This window comes from Bradyrhizobium sp. USDA 326 (assembly GCF_049739485.1).
In the GTDB taxonomy this organism is placed as follows: domain Bacteria; phylum Pseudomonadota; class Alphaproteobacteria; order Rhizobiales; family Xanthobacteraceae; genus Bradyrhizobium.
Genome location: NZ_JBMGQA010000001.1, coordinates 2069112 through 2092285, shown reverse-complemented (window position 1 = coordinate 2092285; position 23174 = coordinate 2069112). Strand labels below are relative to the sequence as shown.

Sequence of the window (23174 nt, the reverse complement as noted above, 5' to 3'; positions counted from 1 at the left end):
GTTGCGGTGAAAGCGACGCAAGATCGCGCACCGCAGCAGGATAAAGGGAGGATTGCGTGTATCTCGGGATCGACATCGGCACATCCGGTGTGAAGGCGGTGCTCGTGAGCGAAGCCGGCGCGGTCGTCGCCACCGCGGCGCGCGAGCTTGCGCTGTCGCACCCGGCGCCGCTGTGGTCCGAGCAGGATCCCGATGCCTGGGTCGCTGCGGCCATCGGCGCAATAGACGATCTCGCCGCGCGCCAGCCGCGCGAGGTTGCGCAGGTTCGTGGCATCGGGCTGTCTGGTCAGATGCATGGCGCGACGCTGCTCGGCGAGAATGGCCGGCCGCTGCGTCCGGCCATTCTCTGGAACGACGGCCGCTCGCAGGCCGAATGCGTCGCGCTGGAGCGGCGCTGTCCCTCGCTGCACACGATAACGGGCAATCTGGCCATGCCCGGCTTCACCGCCCCGAAATTGTTATGGGTCGCGCGGCATGAACCCGAAATCTTCGACCGCGTGGCAAAGGTGCTGTTGCCGAAAGCCTATGTTCGCTATCGGCTCACCGGCGAGATGGTCGAGGATATGTCGGACGCATCAGGCACGCTGTGGCTGGATGTCGGTCTGCGCCGCTGGTCGGCCCTGCTGCTGCATGCCACCGGGCTCGATCTGCACCACATGCCACGCCTGGTCGAGGGCAGCGAGGTGAGCGCAGTGCTCGCGCCGGACTACGCGCGCCGCTGGGGCATGCAGAAGGATGTCGTGGTCGCGGGCGGTGCCGGCGACAATGCAGCCAGCGCGATCGGGCTCGGCGCCATCGCACCGGGCGACGCCTTCCTGTCGCTGGGAACGTCGGGTGTGCTATTCCGCGCCACCGATCGCTTCGCCCCGGCGCCGGCATCAGTCGTGCATGCCTTCTGTCACGCGCTGCCCGGCCTGTGGCACCAGATGGGCGTCATGCTGTCGGCGGCAGCGTCGCTGGCCTGGCTGTCCGGCGTGATGGAGACGCCGGCTGCAGCGCTGCTGGCGCCGCTCGGCGAGCGCGTCGACGGGCCAAGCCCGATCAAGTTCCTGCCCTATCTCGATGGCGAGCGCACGCCGCACAACGATGCCGCTGCCAGCGGCGCTTTTGTCGGCTTGCGCGGTGCGACCGGCCGGAGCCAGATCGTCCAGGCCGTGCTCGAAGGCGTCGCCTTTGCCGCGCGCGACAATCTGGCGGTGCTGAGCGCGGCGAGTGGGCCGATTGCCGAGGTCGATCTCGTCGGCGGCGGCTCGCGCTCACCGTTGTGGGCGCAGATCTGCGCCGACGTGCTCGGCATTCCCGTTCACCGCGTCGAGGAAGGCGAGGTCGGAGCCGCGCTCGGCGCCGCGCGGCTCGCCCGGCTTGCCGCGACCGGCGAAGTTCCCGCGGAGGTCTGCACCCGTTCGCGGCGGCTCGCGACCTTCATGCCCCGTGCATCCGTCGCTTCGGCCTATGACGAGACCTATCGGCGATGGCGCGCGCTCTATCCAGCACTGAAGGAGTCCGTTAAGTGAACGCGTCAGCCAAGTTCTTCGATGCAAGCGCACCCGTCGCCTTTGCCGGCAAGGATGCCGCAAGCGCGCCCGCCTTCCGCTGGTACGACAAGGATCGTCTCGTGCATGGCCGCAGGCTCGAGGATCATTTGCGCTTTGCAGTCTGCTATTGGCATTCCCTATGCTGGCCGGGCGGCGATCCCTTCGGCGGCGAGACGTTCCTGCGGCCCTGGCACCACGGCACCGACGCGATGGCAATGGCGCGCGCCAAGGCTGACGTTGCCTTCGAGCTGTTCCGCCTGCTCGACGTGCCGTTCTTCACCTTCCACGACGTGGATGCGGCGCCCGAAAGCGCCACGCTCGCGGAATCCGTCGCCAACCTCAACGTGATCGCCGATCTGTTCGAGCAGAAAATGGCTTCCGCAAAAGTGCGCCTGCTCTGGGGTACCGCAAACCTGTTCTCACACCGTCGCTACATGGCGGGCGCCGCGACCAATCCGGATCCTGATATCTTCACCTATGCCGCGGGCCAGGTCCGCGCCGCGCTGGAGGTGACGCACCGGCTGGGCGGCGAGAACTACGTGCTGTGGGGCGGGCGCGAGGGCTACGAGACGCTGCTCAACACCGATCTCAAGCGTGAGCTCGATCAGCTCGGCCGCTTCGTCTCGCTCGTGGTCGAGCACAAGCACAGAATAGGCTTCAAGGGTCCGATCCTGATCGAGCCCAAGCCGAAGGAGCCGACCAAGCATCAATACGACTTCGACGTCGCCACCTGCTACGGCTTCCTCGAACGCTACGATCTCCTGAAAGACGTCAAGCTCAACATCGAGCAGAACCACGCCATCCTCGCCGGCCACTCCTTCCATCACGAGGTCGCGCTCGCCGAGGCGCTCGGTGTCTTCGGCTCGCTCGACATCAACCGCGGCGATGATCTGCTCGGCTGGGACACCGACCAGTTCGCAATGAACGTGGGCGAGCTCGCGCTAGTGTTTCACGAGGTCCTGAGCCGAGGCGGATTCACCTCGGGTGGGCTCAATTTCGATGCCAAGATCCGCCGTCAGTCCATCGATCCCGACGATTTGATCCATGCCCATGTCGGCTCGATGGATGCTTGCGCGCGTGCCTTCCTCGCCGCCGCCGACATGATCGATGCCGCCGTCCTCACGGAGCCGCTTGCCAGGCGTTACGAAGGGTGGGCCGGCTCCGAGGGCCGCGCCATTCTCGGCGGCCAGCGCTCGCTCGCCGAGCTCGCCGACCGTGCCATGAGTCCCGGCTTCGACCCGCAGCCGCGCTCGGGCCGGCAGGAATACCTGGAATCCCTCGTCAACCGCTACGTCTGAGGAGGACCGCTGATGGCAAACACCGACGCAAAACCGGTCCTCGAGCTGACCGGCATCGGCAAGGAGTTCGGCGCGATCCGCGCGCTGCACGATGTCGAGATGCAGGTCTTCCCCGGCGAAGTGGTCGGCCTGATGGGCGACAACGGCGCGGGCAAGTCGACCCTGGTCAAGATCATTGCCGGCAATTTTCGTCCCACGCAAGGCGAGATGCGCTTCGCCGGCAGCGCAGTGCGTTTCAATCGTCCCGTCGATGCCCGCGCTGTCGGCATCGAGGTGGTCTATCAGGACCTCGCGCTATCGGACAATCTGACGGCGGCAGCCAACGTTTTTCTCGGCCGCGAGCTGAAGCGCAGATTCGGACCCATCGCCTTGCTCGACCACAAGGCGATGGCGGCGCGCGCGCTCGAGCTGTTCGGCGAGCTGCGCTCGGAGACGCGCCCCGACGATCTCGTCAAGCAGATGTCGGGCGGCCAGCGCCAGGCCGTCGCGATCGCGCGGACGCGGCTGTCCAACGCCAGGCTCGTGATGATGGACGAGCCGACCGCCGCGATCTCTGTGCGCCAGGTCGAGCAGGTGCTCGGCCTGATTCACCGGCTGAAGGAGCAGGGCGTCGCCGTGATGCTGATCTCGCATCGCATGCCCGACGTGTTCGCGGTGTGCGACCGCGTCATCGTCATGCGCCGCGGCGAGAAGCGGGCCGACAAGCCGATCCACCAGACATCGCCAGAGGAAATCACCGCGCTCATCACCGGTGCGAAGGAGGCGGCGTGATGACCATGCCCATGGAATCCCCGATCACGTTCTCCAATGTCGGCAAGATCAGATGGTGGCAGCGCGGCATCTTCGCCTCCCAGACCGGCTACGTCCTGCTCGCGCTGGCGGTGCTGCTGGTGATCATGCATTTCGCCAGTCCCTATTTCTTCACAGAAGGCAACATGCAGAACGTGGCGAAGAACTTCTCCTTCATCGCCATTGCGACGCTTGGGGTCACCTTCGTGATCATCACCGGTGGCATCGACCTCTCGGTCGGCTCGATGATGTGCTTCTCCGCCATGATCACTTCGATGGTGATGACCGAGCTGTCGACGCCCGGCTCGCCCGCGGGCGCGCTGTTCGTGCACATGGCGGCCGACGGCAAGACCGTGTTCGCCAATGTGCCGGGGCTGATCCTGCTGGTGTCGATCCTCGCAGGCCTTGGCGTCGCGCTGGTCGCCGGTCTCGTCAACGGCTTCTGCATCGCCGTGCTCGGCCTGTCGCCCTTCGTGACCACGCTCGGCATGCTCTCGATCGTGCGCGGGCTCGGCTACGTCGTCTCCAACGGCCGTGGCAGTTTCCCGGGCGGACCGGACGCCGATTATTTCTATGCGCTCACCTCGGGTGACGTGCTTGGCGTCCCCGTACCCTTCATCTATCTCGTGATCCTCGCATTGGCGATGGCCGTGGTTCTGCACCACACCTCCTTTGGCCGCCACGTCTTCGCGCTCGGCGGCAACGAGAAGGCGGCCGAGCTCACCGGCATTCCGGTGGTGCGGGTGAAGATCGAGGTCTATGTGATCTGCGCGCTCGCCGCGGGGCTCCAGGGCATCATCATCTCCGGTTGGCTCGGGTCAGCGCCGGCCAACATGGCGACATCCTACGAGCTCAACGTGATCGCGGCGGCCGTGATCGGCGGCGCCAATCTCGCCGGCGGCATTGGCGGCCCACTTGGGGCCATCGTCGGCTGCGTGCTGCTGGAGGTGATCCGCAACGGGCTCGTGCTGGCGCAGGTCAGCTCCTACTGGCAGCAGACGCTGGTGGGCGTGATCATCATTCTGGCTGTGCTGGTCGATCGCATCCGCTCGCGGATGACCTGACGCGACGTCGTCTCGGGAAGGCAACGAAAATGCCGCCTGTCCGCTTCCCGGGCGCTTTCGAGAGGATGGGCACCAAACAAGGGTGGAGGAGACAATGAGGAAATTTCTTCTTGCCGGCATCGCGGTTGCGATGATGGCGACGCCGGCGTTCGCCGCGAACTACCGCTTCGTCATCGTGCCCAAGGCGATGAACAATCCGTTCTTCGACTTCGCACGCGATGGCTGCCTCAAGCGCGCCAAGGAGCTCGGCAACATCGAGTGCATCTACAAGGGGCCGGTGGAGCATGAGCCGGCGACGCAAGCCCAGATCATCCAGGACTTCATCACCCAGAAGGTCGACGGCCTCGCGATCTCGGTTGCCGATGTCGCAGCCATGACCAAGTCGATCGAGGCGGCAACCGCGGCCGGCGTCCCCGTCATCACCTTCGATGCCGATGCCCCAGGCTCCAAGCGCGTCGCCTATATCGGCACCAACAACAAAGAGTTCGGCTTGGCCCTCGGCAAGCAACTCTTGAAGATGCGGCCCGATGGCGGCAAGTACGCCATGGTCTCGGGCGGTCCCGGCGCCAAGAACCTCGCCGAGCGCGTCGATGGCGTGCGCGAGGCACTGAAGGGCTCGAAATGGACCGAGGTCGCGGGTTCCCCGACCTTCTGCAACGACGATCCCGCGCTGGCGGTCCAGCAGATGACGGACATGCGCACCGCAACGCCTGACCTTGCCGCCATCGTTCCGATCGGCGGCTGGCCGATGTTCGCTCCGGAAGGCTTCAAGGCCTTCGCGTCCAGGAACAAAAAGGACATCGATTCCGGCAAGTTCACGCTGGTCGTAGCCGATACGCTGAAGATGCAGCTCGAGCTGCTGCGCGATGGCTATGCCAATGCGCTGGTCGGCCAGCGTCCGTTCGAGATGGGCGAGAAGGCTATGGACACGCTGCTCGCGATCAAGAAGGGCGAGAAGGTGCCGGAGATCGTCTACACCGGCCTCGATCTCGTCACCAAGGACAACGTCGCACAGATGTTGAAGTAGGAGCACCCCAGCCTGGCGCTTCCATATGTCTCTCCCGCTTGCGGTTTGCGCAAGCGGGAGAGATGATTTGGGCTGTTGGAAGAGGGCTGCTGGAAGGCAATGGGTATGAAAATGTCGCGGCTCGGCGCTCTCGACGTCACCTCAATCGGCCTCGGTTCCGCCCCGCTCGGCGGATTGTTCTCCCCCGTCAGCGATGCCGATGCGCAAGCAACGATTGAAAGGGCCTGGTCTCTCGGCGTCCGCTTCTTCGATACCGCGCCGCTCTATGGCTTTGGCCTTGCCGAGCGGCGGCTGGGTGCATTCCTGCGGCAACAGCCGCGCGACTCCTACGCCATCTCGACCAAGGTCGGCCGTCTGCTGCGCGCACCGGATGGCAATGCCACGGAAGACGAGCACTACAAGGGCACGCCGCGCGAGCGCCCGGTGTTCGATTTCAGTTATGACGGCGTGATGCGATCGGTCGAGGAGAGCCTGGCGCGCCTTGGCCTCGATCGCGTCGACGTCCTGCTCGTGCATGATCCCGACGACCATTATGACGACGCCGTCACCGGCGCCTTCCGTGCGCTCCAGCGCTTGCGCAGCGAAGGCACGGTCAAGGCGATCGGCGCCGGCATGAACCAGTCGGAGATGCTGGTTCGCTTCGCCGACGCCGTGCCGGTCGACTGCTTCCTGCTCGCCGGGCGGTACACGCTCCTCGACCAGGGCGCGCTGGACGTCCTGTTTCCGGCCTGTCAGGCGAAGGATATCGGCATTCTGCTCGGCGGCATCTACAATAGCGGCATTCTGGCCGATCCGCGGACCTCCGCGAAGTTCAACTATCAGGACGCCGATCCGGCGCTCGTCGCGCGTGCGCTCGAGCTCGACGCGCTCTGCCGCAGGCACGGCACCGAGCTGAAAGCCGCCGCGCTCCAGTTCTGCATGGCGCATCCGGCAGTGACGGTCGCCGTGATGGGCGCGCGCAATGCCGTGGAAGTGGCCGACAACATCGCGATGTCGGAGAAAGCGGTGCCGGCCGCGTTCTGGCAGGAACTCCGTGCGCGAAAGCTCGTCGATGTCCGGGCGCCGCTGCCGGGCGGAGTGTAAGGGCATGATCATCGACGCCCATCAGCACTTCTGGGACCCGGCGCATGGCGACTATCCCTGGATGGAGGCGGACGAACTCGCGCCGATCCGCCGCGCCTTCGGTCCCGCCGATCTCGCGCCGCTCATGAAGGGCAACGGCATCGACGCAAGCATCCTCGTGCAGTGCCGCTCTGCGCTGGAGGAGACCGAGCAGTTCCTGCACATCGCGCACGAGAATCCCTTCGTCGTCGGCGTGGTCGGCTGGGCTGATCTGACGGACGGCGCTCTCGACGAAACGCTTGATCGCCTGCGCGCTTTGCCCGGCGGCGGCAAGCTGGTTGGCATCCGCCACCAGGTCCACGACGAGGCTGATCCGGATTGGCTGCTCCGCGAGGATGTCCAGCGTGGTCTCACGGCCGTTTTCGCCCGCAATCTCGGCTACGATCTCCTCGTTCGCACCCGCGAGCTGCCGGCTGCGATCGCGACTGCGCAGGCCTTTCCGCAAGCGCGCTTCGTGCTCGATCATGCCGCGAAGCCGCCGATCGCCGGCGGCGGGAGCACCGAATGGGCCGACCGCATCGCAGCGTTAGCTGCCTGCGGAAATGTCTGGTGCAAGATCTCAGGCTTGGCGACCGAGGCGGTCTGGAATGACTGGGATGCGGAACGGCTGTTTCCGTTCGTCGCGCACGCCGCAGAATGTTTTGGCGAGGACAGGCTGATCTTCGGCTCGGACTGGCCAGTGTGCCTGCTTGCGGGAAGTTACGGCGAGATCAAGAATGCGCTGGAGGCCTGCCTGGCGAGCCTTGGCCCGCATGTGCGGGACAAGGCTTTCGGCGTGAATGCTGCGCAGGCGTATCGGCTGCCGATCGCGGCTTAGCGCGAAGCGCCGGCGTCCTCCTGTCTCTCCTGACGGAGCAGGAGAGGGGAGGCCAAGGCGGAGTTCGTCCCGCCACCTACTCCGACATCGGCTTGTCGGAAATGTCCCAATCCTTGCCGGTGAAGGTGGAGATGAACAGCGTCTTCATCGGCGTGTAGTCTTCGGGCGCGTAGCTGTAGGTGACGCCGTCGAGGAAATAGGGCGAATGGAAGCCCGCGAGCGTCGAGGCCTGCTTCAGCACGTTGGCGCGAGTGAGTTCGCCGCCGCAGCGGCGCAGGATCTCGCCCATGGTCACGGCCTGGCCGTAACCGGCAAAGGCGATGGTGTTGTCGGGATCGATCGCCGGCGTGTACTTCTTGCGCAGTTCCTCGAACGCCATCACGTCGGGGTCCTTCTCCCATTTGGGCAGGCCGACCTCCTTGTTGTAGCGGATGGCGACGATGCCGGTGGCGTTCTCGAGGCCCGCGGCATTGAGGATGGAGCGGCCAGTCGAGCCCGCCGACAGCAATTGCAGCGGCTTCCAACCGAGCTCGGCCACCTTGCGAATCGACTGCGACGAGGCCTTGCCCGTCGAGATGTTGTAGAAGACGTCGGCGCCCGACTTCGAGAGATTGATGAGCTGGGAATCGACGGTCGGCTCCGTGAGATCGTAGGTCTGCTCCATGATCACCTGCGCGGTGCCGCCGGCATCCGCCAGCACCTTCTTGAAGGGACCCAGGAAGTCGCGGCCGAAATCGTCGTTCTGGTAGAGGATGCCGATCTTCGCGTTCGGCTTCACGCTGACGACGTGCCGGGCCAGGATGCGCGCCTCGGTCGGATAGAGCGGCAGCCCCGCCATCGTCCATTTGAACTCCTTCGGGTTGTTCCACTTCGATGCGCCGGTGTTGAGCAAGAGCTGCGGCACGCCCTTGGAGTTCAGGTATTTGTGCACGGCGGTCTGCGGCGCGGTGCCGAGCGAGCCATAGAGCGCCAGCACTTCCTCCTGCTCGACCAGGCGCCGCGTCGCCTCGACGCATTTCGGCGCGCTGTAGGCGTCATCCATGGTGAGGAATTTGACCTTGCGTCCATTGATGCCGCCCTTATCGTTCAGCATCTGGAAATAGGCTTCGCCGATGCGCCCGAGCACGCCGTAGAGCGAGCCGGGGCCGGAATGCGGCACGGTCTGCCCGATCTTGATCTCGGTGTCGCTGGCGCCCGCATCGTATTTCTTTTCCGCAGCCCAGACATAAGGCGCAGGCAAGGTGGATGCAGCGATGGTGGCGAGCGCGGCGGCGCTGAAATCGCGCCGCGATGGATTCTTCGTCATTGTTGTTTCTCCCTAGCGAGGGCATTGTGCTGGCATCACAGCGCATCTCGCAAGTGGGAAGTCGCAGCTTTGCGACGCAATGGCGCTCAAATTGAACAGTGCTAGCGCCTAGACTCAAATTTTCTCGGCGACGACGACGAGGCCGCGCACCGGCTCGTTGTTCTCGTTGCGCGGCGAGGCTGGCTCTAGTGTCTGCAGCTTGAGCTCCGCCCTGGCGATCGCGCCGCGGACATATTCCGCAGAATGGGCATAGCGCAGGCCTTCACCGAGCGCGATGCCGCTGCCATCGTGCGTCTCCAGCGTGCAGGCGAGCACGCCGCCAGGCGCGAGCACGCGGTTCGATTCATTCAGCACCGGCGCAAGATCGCCAAGGTAAACGAACGCATCCGCAGCGACGACGAGGTTCGCGCTCGCATCCGCCTTGCTGCGCAGGCCTTCGATCATGTCGGCGACCTCGAGCTCCGCGTAGAGGTTCGTGGCGCGCGCCTCCTTGATCATGCGAGGCGACAAATCGATGCCGACGAAATGATCGACCTGCTTGGCGAACGCGACAGCCGCAAGCCCGGTGCCGCAGCCGAGGTCGATGGCCCGCTTGAAGTAGGCCGGCTTCTTCGCCGCGCCACGCGCGGCGAGCACTGCCTTGAAGATCAGCGCCGGGCCGCGATAGCCGAGATCGTTGATCAGCGTGTGCTCGAAGCGAGGCGCGTACTGGTCGAACAGGGTCTGCACGTAGGCCTTGGGCATCTCGGCCATCTGTGCGTCGCCGAGCCGCACCAGATGCAGGCCGGCGCCGTGCCGGTCCGCGGGATCGCATCGACGCGATTCTCGAAAGGCCGTGATCGCCTTGTCGCGCTCGCCGAGTTGCTGACGGATCTCGCCGAGCGTGAACCAGGCGGAGGTGAAGTTCGGCGCAAGCTCGATCGCCTGCTCCAGGAGGTCCGCGGCGGCCGGCAGGTCGCCCTTGAGCTGGAGGTCGCGCGCGAACTCGAAGCGGCGGTCGGCCATGAGATCGCCGGAGGACTGGAACAGGCGCAGAGGCATTTGGAACAACTCGTCATTGCCGGGCTTGACCCGGCAATCCTTAAACAATCGCTGCTTTGGAGGATGGATGCGCGGGTCCCGCCTCCGCAAATTGGCTTCGGCGGGCTTTTACACCCCCCGCCCGGCGAAGCCCAGCGGGGACGGCAAGCCGGCGCATGACGGGTTAATTTGAAGCGTCCGCTCCCTATATGAAGCCCATGCGTCCGCAAGACATTCTGCTGCCAGTTGCTGCCGGCCTATGCTGCAAGCCCGGCGGCTTTCATATCGATCCAGTCCGCCCGGTCGAGCGCGCCGTGATCACCCACGGCCATTCCGATCATGCCCGGGCCGGCCATGGCGTGGTGCTGGCGACGCAGGAAACGCTCGACATGATGCGGCTGCGCTACGGCGAGAACTTTGCCGGATCGACCCAAGTCATCCACTATGGCGAGGAGATCCGGCTCGGCGACGTCCGCGTCAAATTTCACCCGGCCGGTCATGTGCTCGGCTCGGCGCAGATCGCGGTGACGTGCAAGGACATCTGCATCGTCGCTTCCGGCGACTACAAGGACGCGCCCGACCCGACCTGCGCGCCGTTCGAGCTGGTGCCCTGCGACGTCTTCATCACCGAGGCCACTTTTGGCCTGCCGGTTTTCCGGCATGGCGATGCCGCCGACGAGGTGAAGAAGCTGCTGGCCTCCGTCGCACTGTTTCCGGAGCGCGCCCATCTGGTCGGCGCCTATTCGCTCGGCAAGGCGCAGCGCGTGATCGCGCTGCTGCGGCAGGCCGGCTATGACGCGCCGATCTACCTGCATGGCGCCATGGAGACGATCACGCACTACTACCAGAGCCGCGGGATCGCGCTCGGCGAGCTGAGGCCGGTGAAGGGCGTCAAGAAGGCGGCGCTTGCCGGCACCATCACATTGGCGCCGCCCTCGGCGACTTCCGATCTCTGGACGCGGCGCTTTCCCGATCCCGTCGTCGCCTTCGCGTCGGGGTGGATGCGCGTGCGCGCCCGGGCGCGGCAGCGCGGCGTGGAATTGCCGCTGGTGATCTCCGACCACGCCGATTGGGACGGCCTTACCTCTACCATCGGCGCGACCGGCGCGGGCGAGATCTGGGTCACTCACGGTCAGGAAGATGCGCTGGTGCATTGGTGCCAGAGCAAAGGCCTGAAAGCGCGGCCGCTCGATCTCGTCGGCTATGGCGACGAGGAGGAGAGCGAGACGCCGATTCCGGACGAGGCCGAAGCATGAACCGCTTCGCCGAACTGCTCGACCGCCTGGCTTACGAGCCCGGCCGCAACAACAAGCTTCGGCTGATCACCGGCTATTTCCGCGAGGTCGGCGATCCCGACCGCGGCTATGCGCTGGCCGCGCTGACCGGCGCGCTCAGCTTCAAGCATGCCAAGCCCGCGCTGGTCCGCGAGCTCATCGCGGCGCGCACCGACCCGGTGCTGTTCGGGCTCTCCTATGATTATATCGGCGATCTCTCGGAGACGGTGGCGCTGATGTGGCCGAAGGCCGCGCTGGCCGCCCATAATAACCCGCCACCGCCATCCCTCACCGAAGTCGTCACCACGCTGCGCACGCTCGGTAAGACCGAGTTGCCGAAGCAGCTCGAGCGCTGGCTTGACGAGCTGGATGAGACCGGCCGCTGGGCGCTGCTCAAGCTCGTCACCGGCGCGCTTCGGATCGGCATTTCCGCGCGCCTCGCCAAGACCGCGGCCGCAGCGCTCGGCGACAAGGACCCGCATGAAGTCGAGCTGATCTGGCCGGGCCTCTCGCCGCCCTATCTCGAGCTGTTCGCATGGCTGGAGGGACACGCCGAAAAGCCGGTCAATCGCGATCCCGCGCCGTTCCGGCCCGTGATGCTGGCGCATGCGATCGAGGATGCGGATTTCGCCGCGCTCGACCCCGCCGACTACATCGCCGAGTGGAAATGGGACGGCATCCGCGTTCAGGCGGTGGCCGGGCGCGACGATCGCGGCCACATCACGGCGCGGCTCTATTCGCGCACCGGCGAGGACATCACCGGCAGCTTTCCGGATCTCGTGCCGTCGCTACGCCTGCCCGGCGCGATCGACGGCGAACTGCTGATACTGCGCGAGGGTCGCGTGCAGAGTTTTAATGTTCTGCAGCAGCGCCTCAACCGCAAGGTCGTCTCGCCGAAGCTGATCAAGGAGTTTCCGATCCACCTTCGCGCCTACGATCTGCTTGGCGACGACGAGAATGATCTGCGCGAGCTGCCTTTTGCCGAGCGACGTGAACGGCTGGAGAGATTCGTCAAGAAGCTTGACGATCCCCGCATCGACCTGTCGTCCACCGTCCCCTTCACAAGCTGGGACGCGCTGACCGCCGCGCGCGCCGATCCGGCGAGCGCAGGTGCCGGTGAGGATGCGGACGCCGTGGAGGGCGTGATGCTGAAGCGGCGCGATGCGCCTTATTTCCCCGGGCGGCCGAAGGGCCAATGGTGGAAGTGGAAGCGCGATCCGCACATCATCGACGCCGTGCTGATGTATGCGCAGCGCGGCCACGGCAAGCGCTCGTCCTATTATTCCGATTATACGTTCGGCGTCTGGACCGGGGGCGAGGGCGGCGACGAACTGGTGCCGGTCGGCAAGGCCTATTTCGGCTTCACGGACGAGGAACTGCTCCAGATCGACCGCTTCGTCCGCCGCAATACCACGGAAAAGTTCGGCCCCGTGCGGCATGTCGTGCACGAGCGCGACAAGGGACTCGTGCTGGAGGTCGCGTTCGAGGGTCTGCAACGTTCGCCGCGACACAAGTCCGGCGTTGCCATGCGCTTTCCCCGCATCAGCCGCTTGCGCTGGGACAAGCCGCCGCGCGAGGCCGATCGGTTGGAAACGCTGGAAAGGATGTTGAAGGAGGAAGCGGCAGAGATTGAGGTGTGAGGCATCGATCTCGTCTTGGCGTCAGTGCGCTCCCTCTCCCGCTGTCGGGGAGAGGGTGTCTCCGCGATGGGACAATCCCCCAGAGGAGAAAGCCCTCACCCGGCGCTGCGCGCCGATCTCTCCCGCAAGCAAGCGGGAGAGGTTGCGGCCAGTCTTCGGCGCGCGCGGGCTACGGATTAAAATGCGGTAAGCTGATTGTTGGTCTGGTCAGGGTTCCCCATGTGCCCCGCCGTGCCCTATAATGGGGTCGAATCCCCCGAGGAGTTTGCGATGGTCCAAGACGTCAGAGATTTGCCGGCCGGCCGCAGCGACGGCCTGCACCGCTTTCTCGGCGGCTCCCCGCTGGCGGTCGCGTTCCGACTGGTTCTGCTCTCGATCCTGGTCGGAGTCGTGCTGGCGGCGATCGGCTTCGACCCCTGGAACATCATCGCCAGCATTCGTCTCTTGTTCCAGCGTCTTTGGGATCTCGGCTTCGATGCCGTGAACTGGCTGTGGCGCTACTTCCTGCTCGGCGCCGTCATCGTGATCCCGATCTGGCTGCTCTCGCGCGTCTTCGGCGCGCCGCGCGGCCGGTAAGATCTTGAAGGCTCGCTGCCCATGCAATTGCGCTTTGTCGGCTGCGGCGATGCTTTCGGCTCCGGTGGCAGGCTCAACACCTGCTTCCACGTCTGCGGACGCGAGGCCAACTTCCTGATCGATTGCGGCGCGTCGGCACTGCCGGCGCTGAAGCGGCTCGAGATCGATTGCAACGAGATCGATCTGATCCTGATCACGCATTTCCACGGCGACCATTTTGGCGGGCTACCGTTTGTCCTGCTCGACGCGCAATTCTCGCGGCGGAAGCGGCCGTTGACGATCGCGGGTCCGCAAGGCATCGCCGCGCGGCTTGCCCAGGTGATGGAAGCGCTGTTCGAGCATTCCTCAAGCACCCAACAGCGGTTCGAGCTGAACGTGATCGAACTCGCCCCCGAGCAAGGCCAAAGCTTCGGCGCGGTGACGGTGACGCCCTATCCGGTCGTGCACGGCGAATCCGGCGGGCCTTTCCTGGCTTACCGCGTCGAGGCCGAGGGCCGCACGCTCGCCTACAGCGCCGATACCGAATGGACGGAGACGCTCATTCCGCTGGCGCATGGCGCGGACCTTTTCATCGCCGAAGCCTACATGTACGAGAGGATGGTCAAGAACCATCTCAGCTTGAAGACCTTGGAACAGCACCTGCCCGCGATCGGCGCCAAGCGGCTCGTCCTCACCCATATGAGCGACGACATGCTGTCGCGTCTGGGCGAAGTGCCGCATCTCACTGCCGAGGACGGCATGGTGCTCGTGTTCTGACATGCACGCGCCGGTTCATCCCAGGGTCAGCTCCCGCCAGGTGTTCTCCATCGCGGGACCGGCGATGATCGCGAACCTGACCACGCCGCTGATCGGCGTCGTCTCGACCACCGCGATCGGACGGCTCGACGATGCCGCGCTGCTCGGCGGCGTCGCGATGGCCTCCGTCATCTTCGACTGCCTGTTCTGGCTGTTCGGCTTCCTGCGCATGAGCACGCTCGCATTCACCGCGCAGGCGCTGGGCGCCGGCGAGACGCGCGAGCAGACCGCGATCCTGGTGCGCGGCTTCATCGTTGCCGGTCTGATCGGCACCGGCCTGATCGCGCTGCAACTGCCGCTGACCTCGGTGCTGTTCGACCTGATGGGCGGCAGCGAAGGCGTGACGCGCGCGGCGAAAACCTATTTCATGATCCGGATCTGGTCATCGCCATTCGCCTTCGCCAATTACGTCGTGCTCGGCTGGCTGGTCGGCCAGGCCCGCGCCAATCCCGCCCTTGCGCTCCAGGTCGTGATCAACGTCATCAACATGGCGGCGACGATCCTGTTGGTGCTCGTCTACGACACCGGTATTGCCGGCGCGGCTATCGCCGCGCTGCTCTCGGAGACGATCGGTTTCGCCCTGGGCGTGATCGTCTGCCGCCGCTATGCGGACGGTGGCTTCAGGGTGCCCCGCGCAACGCTGTTCAATCGCGCAAAACTGATGCGTCTGCTGGCGGTGAACTCCGACATCATGATCCGCACCGCGGCGCTGATCGCAGTATTCCTGTTCTTCACCGCCAAGGGGGCGCGCGCCGGCGATGTCACGCTGGCGGCGAACTCCGTGCTCAACAATTTCCTCCTGGTCAGCGCCTTCTTCCTCGACGGCCTCGCCAACGCGGCCCAGCAGCTCTGCGGCCGCAGCTTTGGCGCGCGCGACGCCAAGGGATTCGCGGATTCGACCAAGCTGGTGCTGTTCTGGGGCCTCGGCTTCGCGCTGGTCGTCGCGGTGCTGTTCGCGCTGTTCGGCCCCAACCTGATCAATGTCATGACGGCCAGTGAGGACGTTCGCCGCGCCGCGCGCGACTTCCTGCCGTTCATCGTGCTTGCGCCGATTCCCGGCGTGTTCGCCTTCGGCTTCGACGGCATCTATGTCGGCGCGACCTGGGCGCGCGAGATGCGCAATCTGATGCTGGCTTCGCTCGCGATCTTTTTCGGTGCCTGGCTGGCGCTGCAATCGTTCGGCAATGCCGGACTGTGGAGCGCGCTGATCGCGTTCTACGTCGCCCGCGGCGGCTTGCAGGGTGCGCGCTATCCGGCGCTGTATCGGGCGACGTTCGTGAAGTCGTAGCTCTCGTGTCCCGGACGCGCGAAGCGCGAGCCGGCAACTGTTATGTTGATGGTGCGATTTTATAGGGTTTTCGGTCGCGCAGCATTGCGTTGAGGATGGTCAGCAGCTTCCTTGCGACAGCAATGAGGGCGAGCTTTGCTGGTTTGCCGGCCAGACGGAGCCGGTCATAGAAGATTTTGAAGTGATCGGCGCGACGAACGGCGTTGAGAGCAGCCATGTAGAGGGCGTCGCGGACGCGCTTTCGTCCGCCGCCGATCTTGCGCTTGCCACGATAAGCCCCGCTATCGACATTGAAGGGAGCCAGGCCGGCAAGAGCGGCCACCTCCTTTGGCCCGAGACGCCCAAGTTCGGGCATCTGGGTGAGGAGTTGCATGCAAGCGACGGGTCCCACGCCGGGCACCGAGCGCATCAACTGTGCATCATTGGCAAGCTCCGGTTCGGCTTTGACGAGCGCATGAATCTCAGTGTCGATTTCGGCGATCTCATCATTGAGGACCTCGATGAGGCGAGCGATGCGTTCCACCATGGCGCGGTCCTCGGCTTCGCTGCGGCGGTTCTTTTCCTGGGCCCTCATGGCAACCAGTTGGTCCCGCCGTTTTGCAAGCCTTGCCAAAGTGTTGCGAGCAGGCGTCGCGGCCTGCTCGGTGGCGGGCTTCATGGCGCGGGCAAAGGCCGCCAGCATCCGCGCATCGATCGGATCGGTCTTGGCGAGCTGGCCGCTGGCGCGGGCAAAGTCGCGGGCACGGGCCGGATTGATCCGGGCAAAGCGGATGCCGGCCCGATGCAGGGCCTCCCGAAGCTCGAGGTCATAGACCCCCGTAGCCTCGAAGACGATCAGCGCATCACATCGCCAACGCGCCACCAGCTGTGTGATGGCCTGTGGCGCGTTGGCGATGCGTTCCGCTACGCCGATGGCCTCATCGAAAATATCAAGGTGATGTTTGGAGATGTCGATCCCGACGCAACGAGAGGATATGATCACGGTGCCTGTCCCTGTGATGCGAGGTCTGTTGACGCAGCCTCGTGCAACTGTTCAGGTTGATAGATGGAACGGGCGGGAGACCGAGCCGGCTCACGGCGTCAAGCGCCAAGGACCCAACGGCTTCCCGCCCACCATCATCATGCCAGACTTCCCAGACACAGGGACCCATAATGCGGCGGCATAGGGCCCGGTTCAGCAGCGCATCACGCCGCGAAGACGCCGCGCGCTGCGCTACGCCCGGGGCACGAGACGGTGCTACATCCCGGGCCAGTCTTCCGCCGTGAGCGTCGCCGCATCCGCACCGACGATATCGGACAGCGAATCCCGCCCCGTGCGGAGCAGCGTCGAGGTCAGATCGCGCTTGATCTCGTCGACGAGGCCGAGACCCTTGTAAACCAGCGACGAATAGAGCTGGATCAGGCTGGCGCCGGCGCGGATTTTCGTCAGCGCGGCGCCGCCCGAGTCCACGCCGCCGACGCCGATCAGCGGGAATGCACCCTCGACGCGCACATAGGTTTCCGCGACCATGCGCGTCGACAGACGGAACAGCGGCCGGCCGGACAGGCCGCCTTGCTCCCTCGCCCGCACCTGCTCGCGCAACGTGCTCGGCCGCGCGATCGTGGTGTTCGACACGATCATGCCGTCGACCCGGCGCGAACGCGCGACCTGCACGATATCGTCGAGCTGGGCAAGACTCAAATCCGGCGCGATCTTGAGCAGCACCGGTGTGTCGCCCGCTTTCCGGCGCACCCGCTCGCGGGCGTCGATCACGTGTGCGAGGAGATCGTCGAGCAGCGCGCCTTCCTGCAGATTGCGCAGGCCCGGCGTGTTCGGCGAGGAGACGTTGACGGTGAAATAGCTCGCCACCGGCGCAAAGGTTTCGATCAGCTTGACGTAGTCGGCGACGCGGTCCGGCGAATCCTTGTTGGCGCCGACGTTGACGCCGACGATGCCGCCGTGCTGCGCGCGCGCTGCAAGCCGGCGCAATGCAACCTCCGCACCGTCATTGTTGAAGCCCATGCGGTTGATGATCGCCTCGTCTCGCTCGAGCCGGAACAGCCGCGGTCGCGGATTGCCGTCTTGCGGCTTCGGCGTTACCGAGCCGATCTCGACGAAGCCGAAACCGAGTCGCAGCAGCGCGTCCGGAACCTCGGCGCTCTTGTCGAAGCCCGCGGCCATGCCGATCGGATTGGGAAAGTTCAGCCCGAAGGCGCGCACCGCGAGCTTTGGATCATCGGCACGCGGCTTGGCCGGTGGCAGGAAGCGCAGGCCCTGGATCGCGAGGCGATGCGCATCTTCGGGGTCGAGCCAGCGCAGCACCGGCAGCGAAAAGGCGTCGAACGCGCGGATCACGGCAACAGCTCCGGAACATCGTGACCGCCGTCGGAACGCATGTTGAGGTTGATCACCGCGATCACCGCGCCGAGATCGAGGTCGCCATAGAGATGCGGAAACAGCTCGTCGTTGCGCGAGCGCTCCCAGCGCAGCTCGCTGCCAAGCACGTCGCCGTCGACCTCGACCAGGAACAGCGCACGCTGTCCGAAATAGTGCTTGCGTAAGGTCTCGGGAACCTGGGCCGCGGTCGAGAAATGGATGAAGCCGTCGCGCGCGTCATCCGCGCTGCCCCGGTAGGCACCCTGTCGTTCCGCCTCGCGCCAGGCCGAGGCCGGACAGATTTTGTAGATCTTGACCACCGCTTCCGCAGCCTTGTTTGTTCTTTGAGTCTTTTGGGTTTTTTCGTCTCTCGCGGGTCCGCAAAACCCCGGGCGCGACCGTAAAGGCCGTCCCTTCCGAACTCAAGACTTAGAGTCTTCCCCGTTCCGATGAAATTGGAACGGGGCTCCAGATCCTGTTTTGACGCGATTTCGCGACCGGTACCACTTCGCTTAAAACGCGCCATTGCCGCCTCTTGCGCGAAAAACGGAAAACCGGTTGATTTGAGGATAGTTTTCCTGAGTTGCGACGGGCTGGACCTTCCATGGTCAGACAAGCCAAAGCGCAGAGGATGCTGACCCACGACCAGATCTGGGCCGCGCTGGATCGGCTGGCGGCGCGTGCCGGACTGTCGCCGTCGGGGCTTGCCAAGCGTGCCGGGCTCGACCCCACGACCTTCAACAGGTCCAAGCGCGTCACCGCCGACGGCCGCGAGCGCTGGCCGTCGACCGAATCGATCGCAAAGGCGCTGGCCGCGGCCGGCGCCTCGATCGACAGCTTTGCGAAGTTGATTGACCATGACGGTACGGGCGACGGGCGCTCGGTGCCGCTGCTCGGCTTTGCACAGGCCGGGATGAGCGGCGCCTTCGACGAGGCCGGCCTTCCATCCGGCAGGGGCTGGACCGAGATCGCGCTTCCCGCAACCGAGGACGGCCACACCTTTGCGCTGGCGATTTCCGGCGATGCGCATGCACCCGTCTATCGCGACGGCGACATCGTTCTGGTCTCGCCCGGCGCGCCGATCCGCAAAGGCGATCGCGTGGTGGTGAGGAGCAAAGCGGGTGAGGTGACGGTCGCGACGCTGAAGCGCCGCACTGCAAAGGCGCTGGAGCTTCAACTGCTCGATGCGTCGCTCGCCGAGCGAACGATGGCGATTGGTGACGTCGGCTGGATCATGCGGATCGTGTGGGCAAGCCAGTGATCGCGCGAGCGGACCATGACACCATTCTCGCAGCGAGCGCCATTGCGACTCACAAGCCCTCTCGCCTAGGTTGCGCACCTGTTGCACGTCAGGACCACTGATGCTGTGCTGATGATCCGGGAGATTGTTTGCGTCTATGTGCTGAGACCCGTAGGATGGAGCGCAGCGCAATCCGGGGACCGGTGGCGTAGCTTGTGAAGACCCCGGATTGCGCTACGCTCCATCCCGACTACGCTGCTGCTGACCTTGATGCGCGCGGCGGACGGCTGCGCCGATCGCCAGCCCGACGTCGACATGCACGCCGTGCTCGGGCCGGACGGTGTCTACAAGTTCACGACAAGGCGGGCGATCCGCTGTAGAAGCGGCCCGAAACTACGCGCTTCTCGCCAGCGCGCCGTCGATCATGTTGACCGCGTTCTGCACGCCATAGACCGCGACGAAGGAGCCGAAGCGCGGGCCTTTCTCCTGGCCGAGCAGGACCTGGTAGAGCATGTTGAACCAGTCCAGCGTCACGCCGGGGCGGCCGTCCTTGCCCTTCTTGACCTGGTCAAGGAACGGCTCGCGGCGGCCGACTTCGTAGACGACGTTCTGGATGTCCTCGGCCGAAGCGTCCGGCGCCAACTGCGACAGCGCATCGCGCAGATCCTGGAGCGCGGCGCGCTCGCCGTCTGTCGGCACCCGGAACTGCTTCGTCGGCGCGACGAAATCGCGATAATAGTTGATGGCGTAGCCAACCATCGCGTCCAGCTTCGGATGCGTCTGCGCCGTCACGCCGGGGCGATAGCGGCCGATGAAGCCCCACAGCGTCTCGGCATTCTCCGCGTTCGAGGACGACACCAGCGTCAAGAGCAGCTGGAAGGTGACAGGCATGTCGCCCTTCGGCGGCTTGCCGTTGTGGATGTGCCAGACCGGATTGCCGAGCTGCTGCTTGCCGTCCTGCCTGGCAAAGCCGTCGAGGAACTGCTGGTAGTCGTCGACATTGCGCGGGATGACGTCGAAATAGAGTCGCTTGGCGGCCTTCGGCTCGCGATACATGAACAGCGACAGCGATTCCGGCGAGGCGTAGCGCAGCCATTCGTCGATGGTGAGGCCGTTACCCTTCGACTTCGAGATCTTCTGGCCCTTTTCGTCGAGGAAGAGCTCGTAGTTGAAGCCTTCGGGCGGCGTGCCGCCGAGCGCCCTTGCGATCGCGCCGGAGAGCTTGACCGAATCGATCAGATCCTTGCCGGCCATTTCGTAGTCGACGCCGAGCGCGACCCAGCGCATCGCCCAGTCGGCCTTCCACTGGCACTTGACGTTGCCGCCGGTGACGGTCGTTTCGACTTCTTGATTGGTATCGGGATCGACATAGGTGACCGTGCCCGCGGCGACGTCGCGGCGGATCATCGGCACCTGCAGCACGACGCCCGTGGTCTTGCTGATGGGGAGGAACGGCGAATAGGTGGCGCGACGATCGGGACCCAGCGTCGGCAGGATGATCTCCATCACCTTGTCGTAGGCGGCGAGCATCCTCAGTAGCGTCGCGTCGAAGCGGCCCGACGTGTAGTAGTCGGTCGAGCTCGCGAACTCGTAGTCGAAGCCGAAATGGTCGAGGAAGGCGCGCAGCCGCGCATTGTTGTGCGCGCCGAAGCTGTCATGCGTACCAAAGGGATCGGGCACGCGTGTCAGCGGCTTGCCGAGATTGGCTTCCAGCGGCGCTCTGTTCTGCACGTTGTCGGGCACCTTGCGCAGGCCGTCCATGTCGTCGGAGAAGGCCAGCAGGCGCGTCTTGATCTTGTCCTCGGTCAGCACGCGGAAGGCATGGCGCACCATCGAGGTGCGCGCGACCTCGCCGAACGTGCCGATATGCGGCAGGCCTGACGGGCCGTAGCCGGTCTCGAACAGCACCTCGTCCTTCGGGCTTTTCTTCAGCCGCGCGACAATGGCCTTCGCCTGTTCGAACGGCCAGGCGTTGGATTGTTCGGCGAGCGCACGCAGGTCGCTCGGGTTCGCGGCAAGATCGATAACGGACATCAGGGGCCTCCGGGCCGCGGAAAATAGCGATTTCCGGGCCAAATGCAATTTTGTGGGCGGTGTTGCCTCTCGCGCCGTCATTGCGAGCCACCGGGTCCGCGCAAAGCGCGGCCCGATGACAGGCTCCGCGAAGCAATCCAGAATGTTTCCGCGGAAACAGTCTGGATTGCTTCGTCGCAAGGGCTCCTCGCAATGATGGCGGAGGGAGCAGCGACGAAACTAAAACGGGCTCACAGAGAAATACCGCAGCCACAGATCGGTGTAGCGGCCTTTTTCCCAGACGCGGAACATCGCCCAGTTCAGGGCCTGGCGCAGCACGTCGTTGCCCTTGCGCACGGCAATGCCGATGCCTTCCCCGAAGAAGCGGCTCTCGACGAAGGGGCCGCCGGAAAAGGCGCAGCAATCGCCGGAATCCGTGCCGTTGATCCAGAACGCCAGCGAGATGGCGTCGCCGAAGATGAAATCGACCTCGCCCCTGCGTAAAGCGGCGCGCATCGCATCGTCACTGGGGTAGGCGTGCAGCTCGGCGTCGGTGAACAGCGCCTTGAGATACGCTTCATGTGCGGAGCCGGCGATGACGCCGACCTTCTTGCCCTCAAGGTATTCGGGCCGGATCTCCGGCATCACCGCGTCCTTGCGCGAGACGAAGCGCGCCGGCACCCGGTAATAGGGATCGGTGAAGTCGACGCGGGCGCGAAGCTGCGGGCTCACCGCCATCGAAGCGATGATGGCATCGCCCCGGTTGGAGGTGAGCGCGTCGACCAGCGTCTCGAAGCGGCGCATTTGCACAGTGCAGGTGACCTTGATCTCCTCGCACAGGGCGCGGGCAAGATCGACGTTGAAACCGGCCGGATTGCCGTCCGCGCCGGTGAAGTTGAACGGCGGATAGTCGGTCTCGGTCAGGAAGCGGATCACGGTCAGGCGCGACAGGTCCGGCCGCTCCGGTCGCCGGCGCGGGTCCCAGAAGCCGGGCACGGCCTGCGGAGCGGCCTGGGGGGTGACCTGCGGTGTGGCCTGGGGTGATGCCGGGGGCCGTGTGGCGGGAGCTTGGGCCCCGGCGCCGGTCAGCCCCGCGAGCAGGCAAGCACCGACGGCCAACCCAGTCAGCAAGCCGCGGGCAGATTTGGACGATTTCGCCTGTTGCGATGGAGCCATCGGCCGGAAATGAACGAATTTCATTGGGATCGGAGGGCGTTATAGACCATCCCGCCGGGAACGCGAGCGCCGATTGCGGGTGTGCTCCCTCCCCCGCTTGCGGGGGAGGGCTGGGGAGAGGGTGTCTCAACGACGAAGACTCCCCCAGAGGAGAGAGCCCTCACCCGGCGCTCCGCGCCGACCTCTCCCGCAAGAAGGTCAAACCGAGACTGAGGCGCGATCGGCCCGCCAAATTAGAGATACTTCTTCAAATCCGCTGCCGCCTCTGCCGGCGCGCGCTTCAGGTTGAACGGCGAGACGAAGCGGCCGTCGCGGTCCATCAGGTAGATCAGCGCGGTGTGGTCCATGGTGTAGTCGCCGTCCTTGGTCGGGACTTTCTTGGCGTAGACCCGGTAGGAGGTGATGACCTTGGCGGTTTCGGCGGGATCGCCGGACAGGCCCTCCAGGTGCGGATCGAAGCTCGACAGATAATCCTTCATCGTCGCCGGCGTATCGCGCTCGGGGTCGACCGAGATGAATACGGCATTGACCTTGTCGGCATCCTTGCCCATTGCGCGCAGCACCTCCGAGATCTCGAACAGCGAGGTCGGGCAGACGTCGGGGCAATGGGTGTAGCCGAAGAAGATCAGGGTCGGCTTGCCCTTGAGGCTCTTGTCGGTGACGGCCTTGCCGTTCTGGTTGGTCAGCTGGAACGGTCCGCCGATCGCGGCCGGCTGCGCCACCTTGCTGAGCCCGCCCATGGCCCAGAACATGATCAGGAGCCCGATAATAAGGCTTGCGGCGAAGGCGGTCGCAATCACCAGCGGGCGGATGGCGGAGCTCATAGGCGGAAAACTTC

Annotated in this window: 21 protein-coding genes; 13 read left to right on the top strand and 8 right to left on the bottom strand. The window is 65.1% G+C overall.

The window, feature by feature from the left end:
* The first annotated feature begins 56 nt into the window (after positions 1–56).
* From xylB to ABIG06_RS10005, 7 genes are all read left to right on the top strand, one after another.
* A complete protein-coding gene (gene xylB / locus ABIG06_RS10035; RefSeq protein WP_370136060.1) occupies positions 57–1514 on the top strand; it encodes a xylulokinase in 1458 nt (485 codons plus the stop codon).
* On the top strand, positions 1511–2833 hold the full coding sequence (gene xylA, locus ABIG06_RS10030; protein WP_370136058.1) for a xylose isomerase: 1323 nt from the start codon (positions 1511–1513) through the stop codon (positions 2831–2833). The genes xylB and xylA overlap by 4 nt, the downstream gene beginning before the upstream one ends.
* A 12-nt stretch (positions 2834–2845) precedes the next feature.
* Positions 2846–3604, top strand: coding sequence for an ATP-binding cassette domain-containing protein (locus tag ABIG06_RS10025; RefSeq protein ID WP_124161696.1), 759 nt, complete (start codon positions 2846–2848; stop codon positions 3602–3604).
* Complete coding sequence (locus tag ABIG06_RS10020; RefSeq protein ID WP_370136055.1) at positions 3604–4686, top strand: ABC transporter permease; 1083 nt, start codon at positions 3604–3606, stop codon at positions 4684–4686. The genes ABIG06_RS10025 and ABIG06_RS10020 overlap by 1 nt, the downstream gene beginning before the upstream one ends.
* A 94-nt stretch (positions 4687–4780) precedes the next feature.
* Positions 4781–5713 carry a sugar-binding protein gene (locus tag ABIG06_RS10015; protein ID WP_199751783.1) on the top strand — a complete coding sequence of 311 codons (933 nt, stop codon included), beginning with the start codon at positions 4781–4783 and terminating at the stop codon, positions 5711–5713.
* A gap of 105 nt (positions 5714–5818) precedes the next feature.
* Positions 5819–6796: an aldo/keto reductase gene (locus tag ABIG06_RS10010; RefSeq protein WP_124161736.1), complete on the top strand. Its 978-nt coding sequence runs from the start codon at positions 5819–5821 to the stop codon at positions 6794–6796.
* Positions 6797–6800: 4 nt separating this feature from the next.
* Entirely contained in the window at positions 6801–7652 is an 852-nt protein-coding gene (locus tag ABIG06_RS10005; protein WP_124161693.1) for an amidohydrolase family protein, read from the top strand.
* 76 nt (positions 7653–7728) lie between these two features.
* Here the strand turns inward: ABIG06_RS10005 and ABIG06_RS10000 are convergent, their stop codons facing one another.
* A complete protein-coding gene (locus tag ABIG06_RS10000) occupies positions 7729–8958 on the bottom strand; it encodes an ABC transporter substrate-binding protein (protein WP_370136051.1) in 1230 nt (409 codons plus the stop codon).
* Between the two features lie 114 nt (positions 8959–9072).
* Entirely contained in the window at positions 9073–9999 is a 927-nt protein-coding gene (locus ABIG06_RS09995) for a class I SAM-dependent DNA methyltransferase (RefSeq protein ID WP_370136049.1), read from the bottom strand.
* 197 nt (positions 10000–10196) lie between these two features.
* Here ABIG06_RS09995 and ABIG06_RS09990 point away from each other — a divergent pair, with 197 nt between their 5' ends.
* From ABIG06_RS09990 to ABIG06_RS09970, 5 genes are all read left to right on the top strand, one after another.
* Positions 10197–11234 carry a ligase-associated DNA damage response exonuclease gene (locus ABIG06_RS09990; protein ID WP_124161690.1) on the top strand — a complete coding sequence of 346 codons (1038 nt, stop codon included), beginning with the start codon at positions 10197–10199 and terminating at the stop codon, positions 11232–11234.
* Complete coding sequence (locus ABIG06_RS09985) at positions 11231–12892, top strand: cisplatin damage response ATP-dependent DNA ligase (RefSeq protein WP_370136046.1); 1662 nt, start codon at positions 11231–11233, stop codon at positions 12890–12892. The genes ABIG06_RS09990 and ABIG06_RS09985 overlap by 4 nt, the downstream gene beginning before the upstream one ends.
* A 270-nt stretch (positions 12893–13162) precedes the next feature.
* On the top strand, positions 13163–13468 hold the full coding sequence (locus ABIG06_RS09980) for a DUF6460 domain-containing protein (protein WP_199751780.1): 306 nt from the start codon (positions 13163–13165) through the stop codon (positions 13466–13468).
* Positions 13469–13489: 21 nt separating this feature from the next.
* On the top strand, positions 13490–14224 hold the full coding sequence (locus ABIG06_RS09975; RefSeq protein WP_370136043.1) for an MBL fold metallo-hydrolase: 735 nt from the start codon (positions 13490–13492) through the stop codon (positions 14222–14224).
* A gap of 1 nt (position 14225) precedes the next feature.
* Positions 14226–15551, top strand: a complete 1326-nt coding sequence (locus tag ABIG06_RS09970) for an MATE family efflux transporter (RefSeq protein WP_370136040.1) — start codon at positions 14226–14228, stop codon at positions 15549–15551.
* A gap of 40 nt (positions 15552–15591) precedes the next feature.
* On the opposite strand, the gene ABIG06_RS09965 is transcribed toward ABIG06_RS09970, so the two are convergent.
* The 3 genes from ABIG06_RS09965 to ABIG06_RS09955 all read right to left on the bottom strand — a co-directional run bounded on the left by ABIG06_RS09965 (position 15592) and on the right by ABIG06_RS09955 (position 18227).
* Complete coding sequence (locus tag ABIG06_RS09965) at positions 15592–16533, bottom strand: IS110 family transposase (RefSeq protein WP_370134307.1); 942 nt, start codon at positions 16531–16533, stop codon at positions 15592–15594.
* A gap of 255 nt (positions 16534–16788) precedes the next feature.
* The gene (locus ABIG06_RS09960) at positions 16789–17886 is read right to left on the bottom strand and encodes a quinone-dependent dihydroorotate dehydrogenase (RefSeq protein WP_370136038.1); all 1098 of its coding nucleotides are present in this window, start codon (positions 17884–17886) and stop codon (positions 16789–16791) included.
* Positions 17883–18227 carry a DUF952 domain-containing protein gene (locus tag ABIG06_RS09955; RefSeq protein ID WP_124161684.1) on the bottom strand — a complete coding sequence of 115 codons (345 nt, stop codon included), beginning with the start codon at positions 18225–18227 and terminating at the stop codon, positions 17883–17885. The genes ABIG06_RS09960 and ABIG06_RS09955 overlap by 4 nt, the downstream gene beginning before the upstream one ends.
* A gap of 284 nt (positions 18228–18511) precedes the next feature.
* On the opposite strand from ABIG06_RS09955, the gene ABIG06_RS09950 reads away from it, so the two are divergent.
* The gene (locus ABIG06_RS09950) at positions 18512–19168 is read left to right on the top strand and encodes a S24 family peptidase (RefSeq protein WP_370136037.1); all 657 of its coding nucleotides are present in this window, start codon (positions 18512–18514) and stop codon (positions 19166–19168) included.
* 372 nt (positions 19169–19540) lie between these two features.
* Here ABIG06_RS09950 and ABIG06_RS09945 read toward each other — a convergent pair whose 3' ends face one another.
* The 3 genes from ABIG06_RS09945 to ABIG06_RS09935 all read right to left on the bottom strand — a co-directional run bounded on the left by ABIG06_RS09945 (position 19541) and on the right by ABIG06_RS09935 (position 23160).
* Positions 19541–21181 (bottom strand): lysine--tRNA ligase, encoded by a 1641-nt coding sequence (locus tag ABIG06_RS09945; RefSeq protein ID WP_370136035.1) that lies wholly within the window; start codon positions 21179–21181, stop codon positions 19541–19543.
* Between the two features lie 219 nt (positions 21182–21400).
* Positions 21401–22336 carry a transporter substrate-binding domain-containing protein gene (locus ABIG06_RS09940; protein WP_124161735.1) on the bottom strand — a complete coding sequence of 312 codons (936 nt, stop codon included), beginning with the start codon at positions 22334–22336 and terminating at the stop codon, positions 21401–21403.
* 233 nt (positions 22337–22569) lie between these two features.
* Positions 22570–23160, bottom strand: a complete 591-nt coding sequence (locus ABIG06_RS09935) for an SCO family protein (RefSeq protein WP_370136032.1) — start codon at positions 23158–23160, stop codon at positions 22570–22572.
* Between the last annotated feature and the right edge of the window lie 14 nt (positions 23161–23174).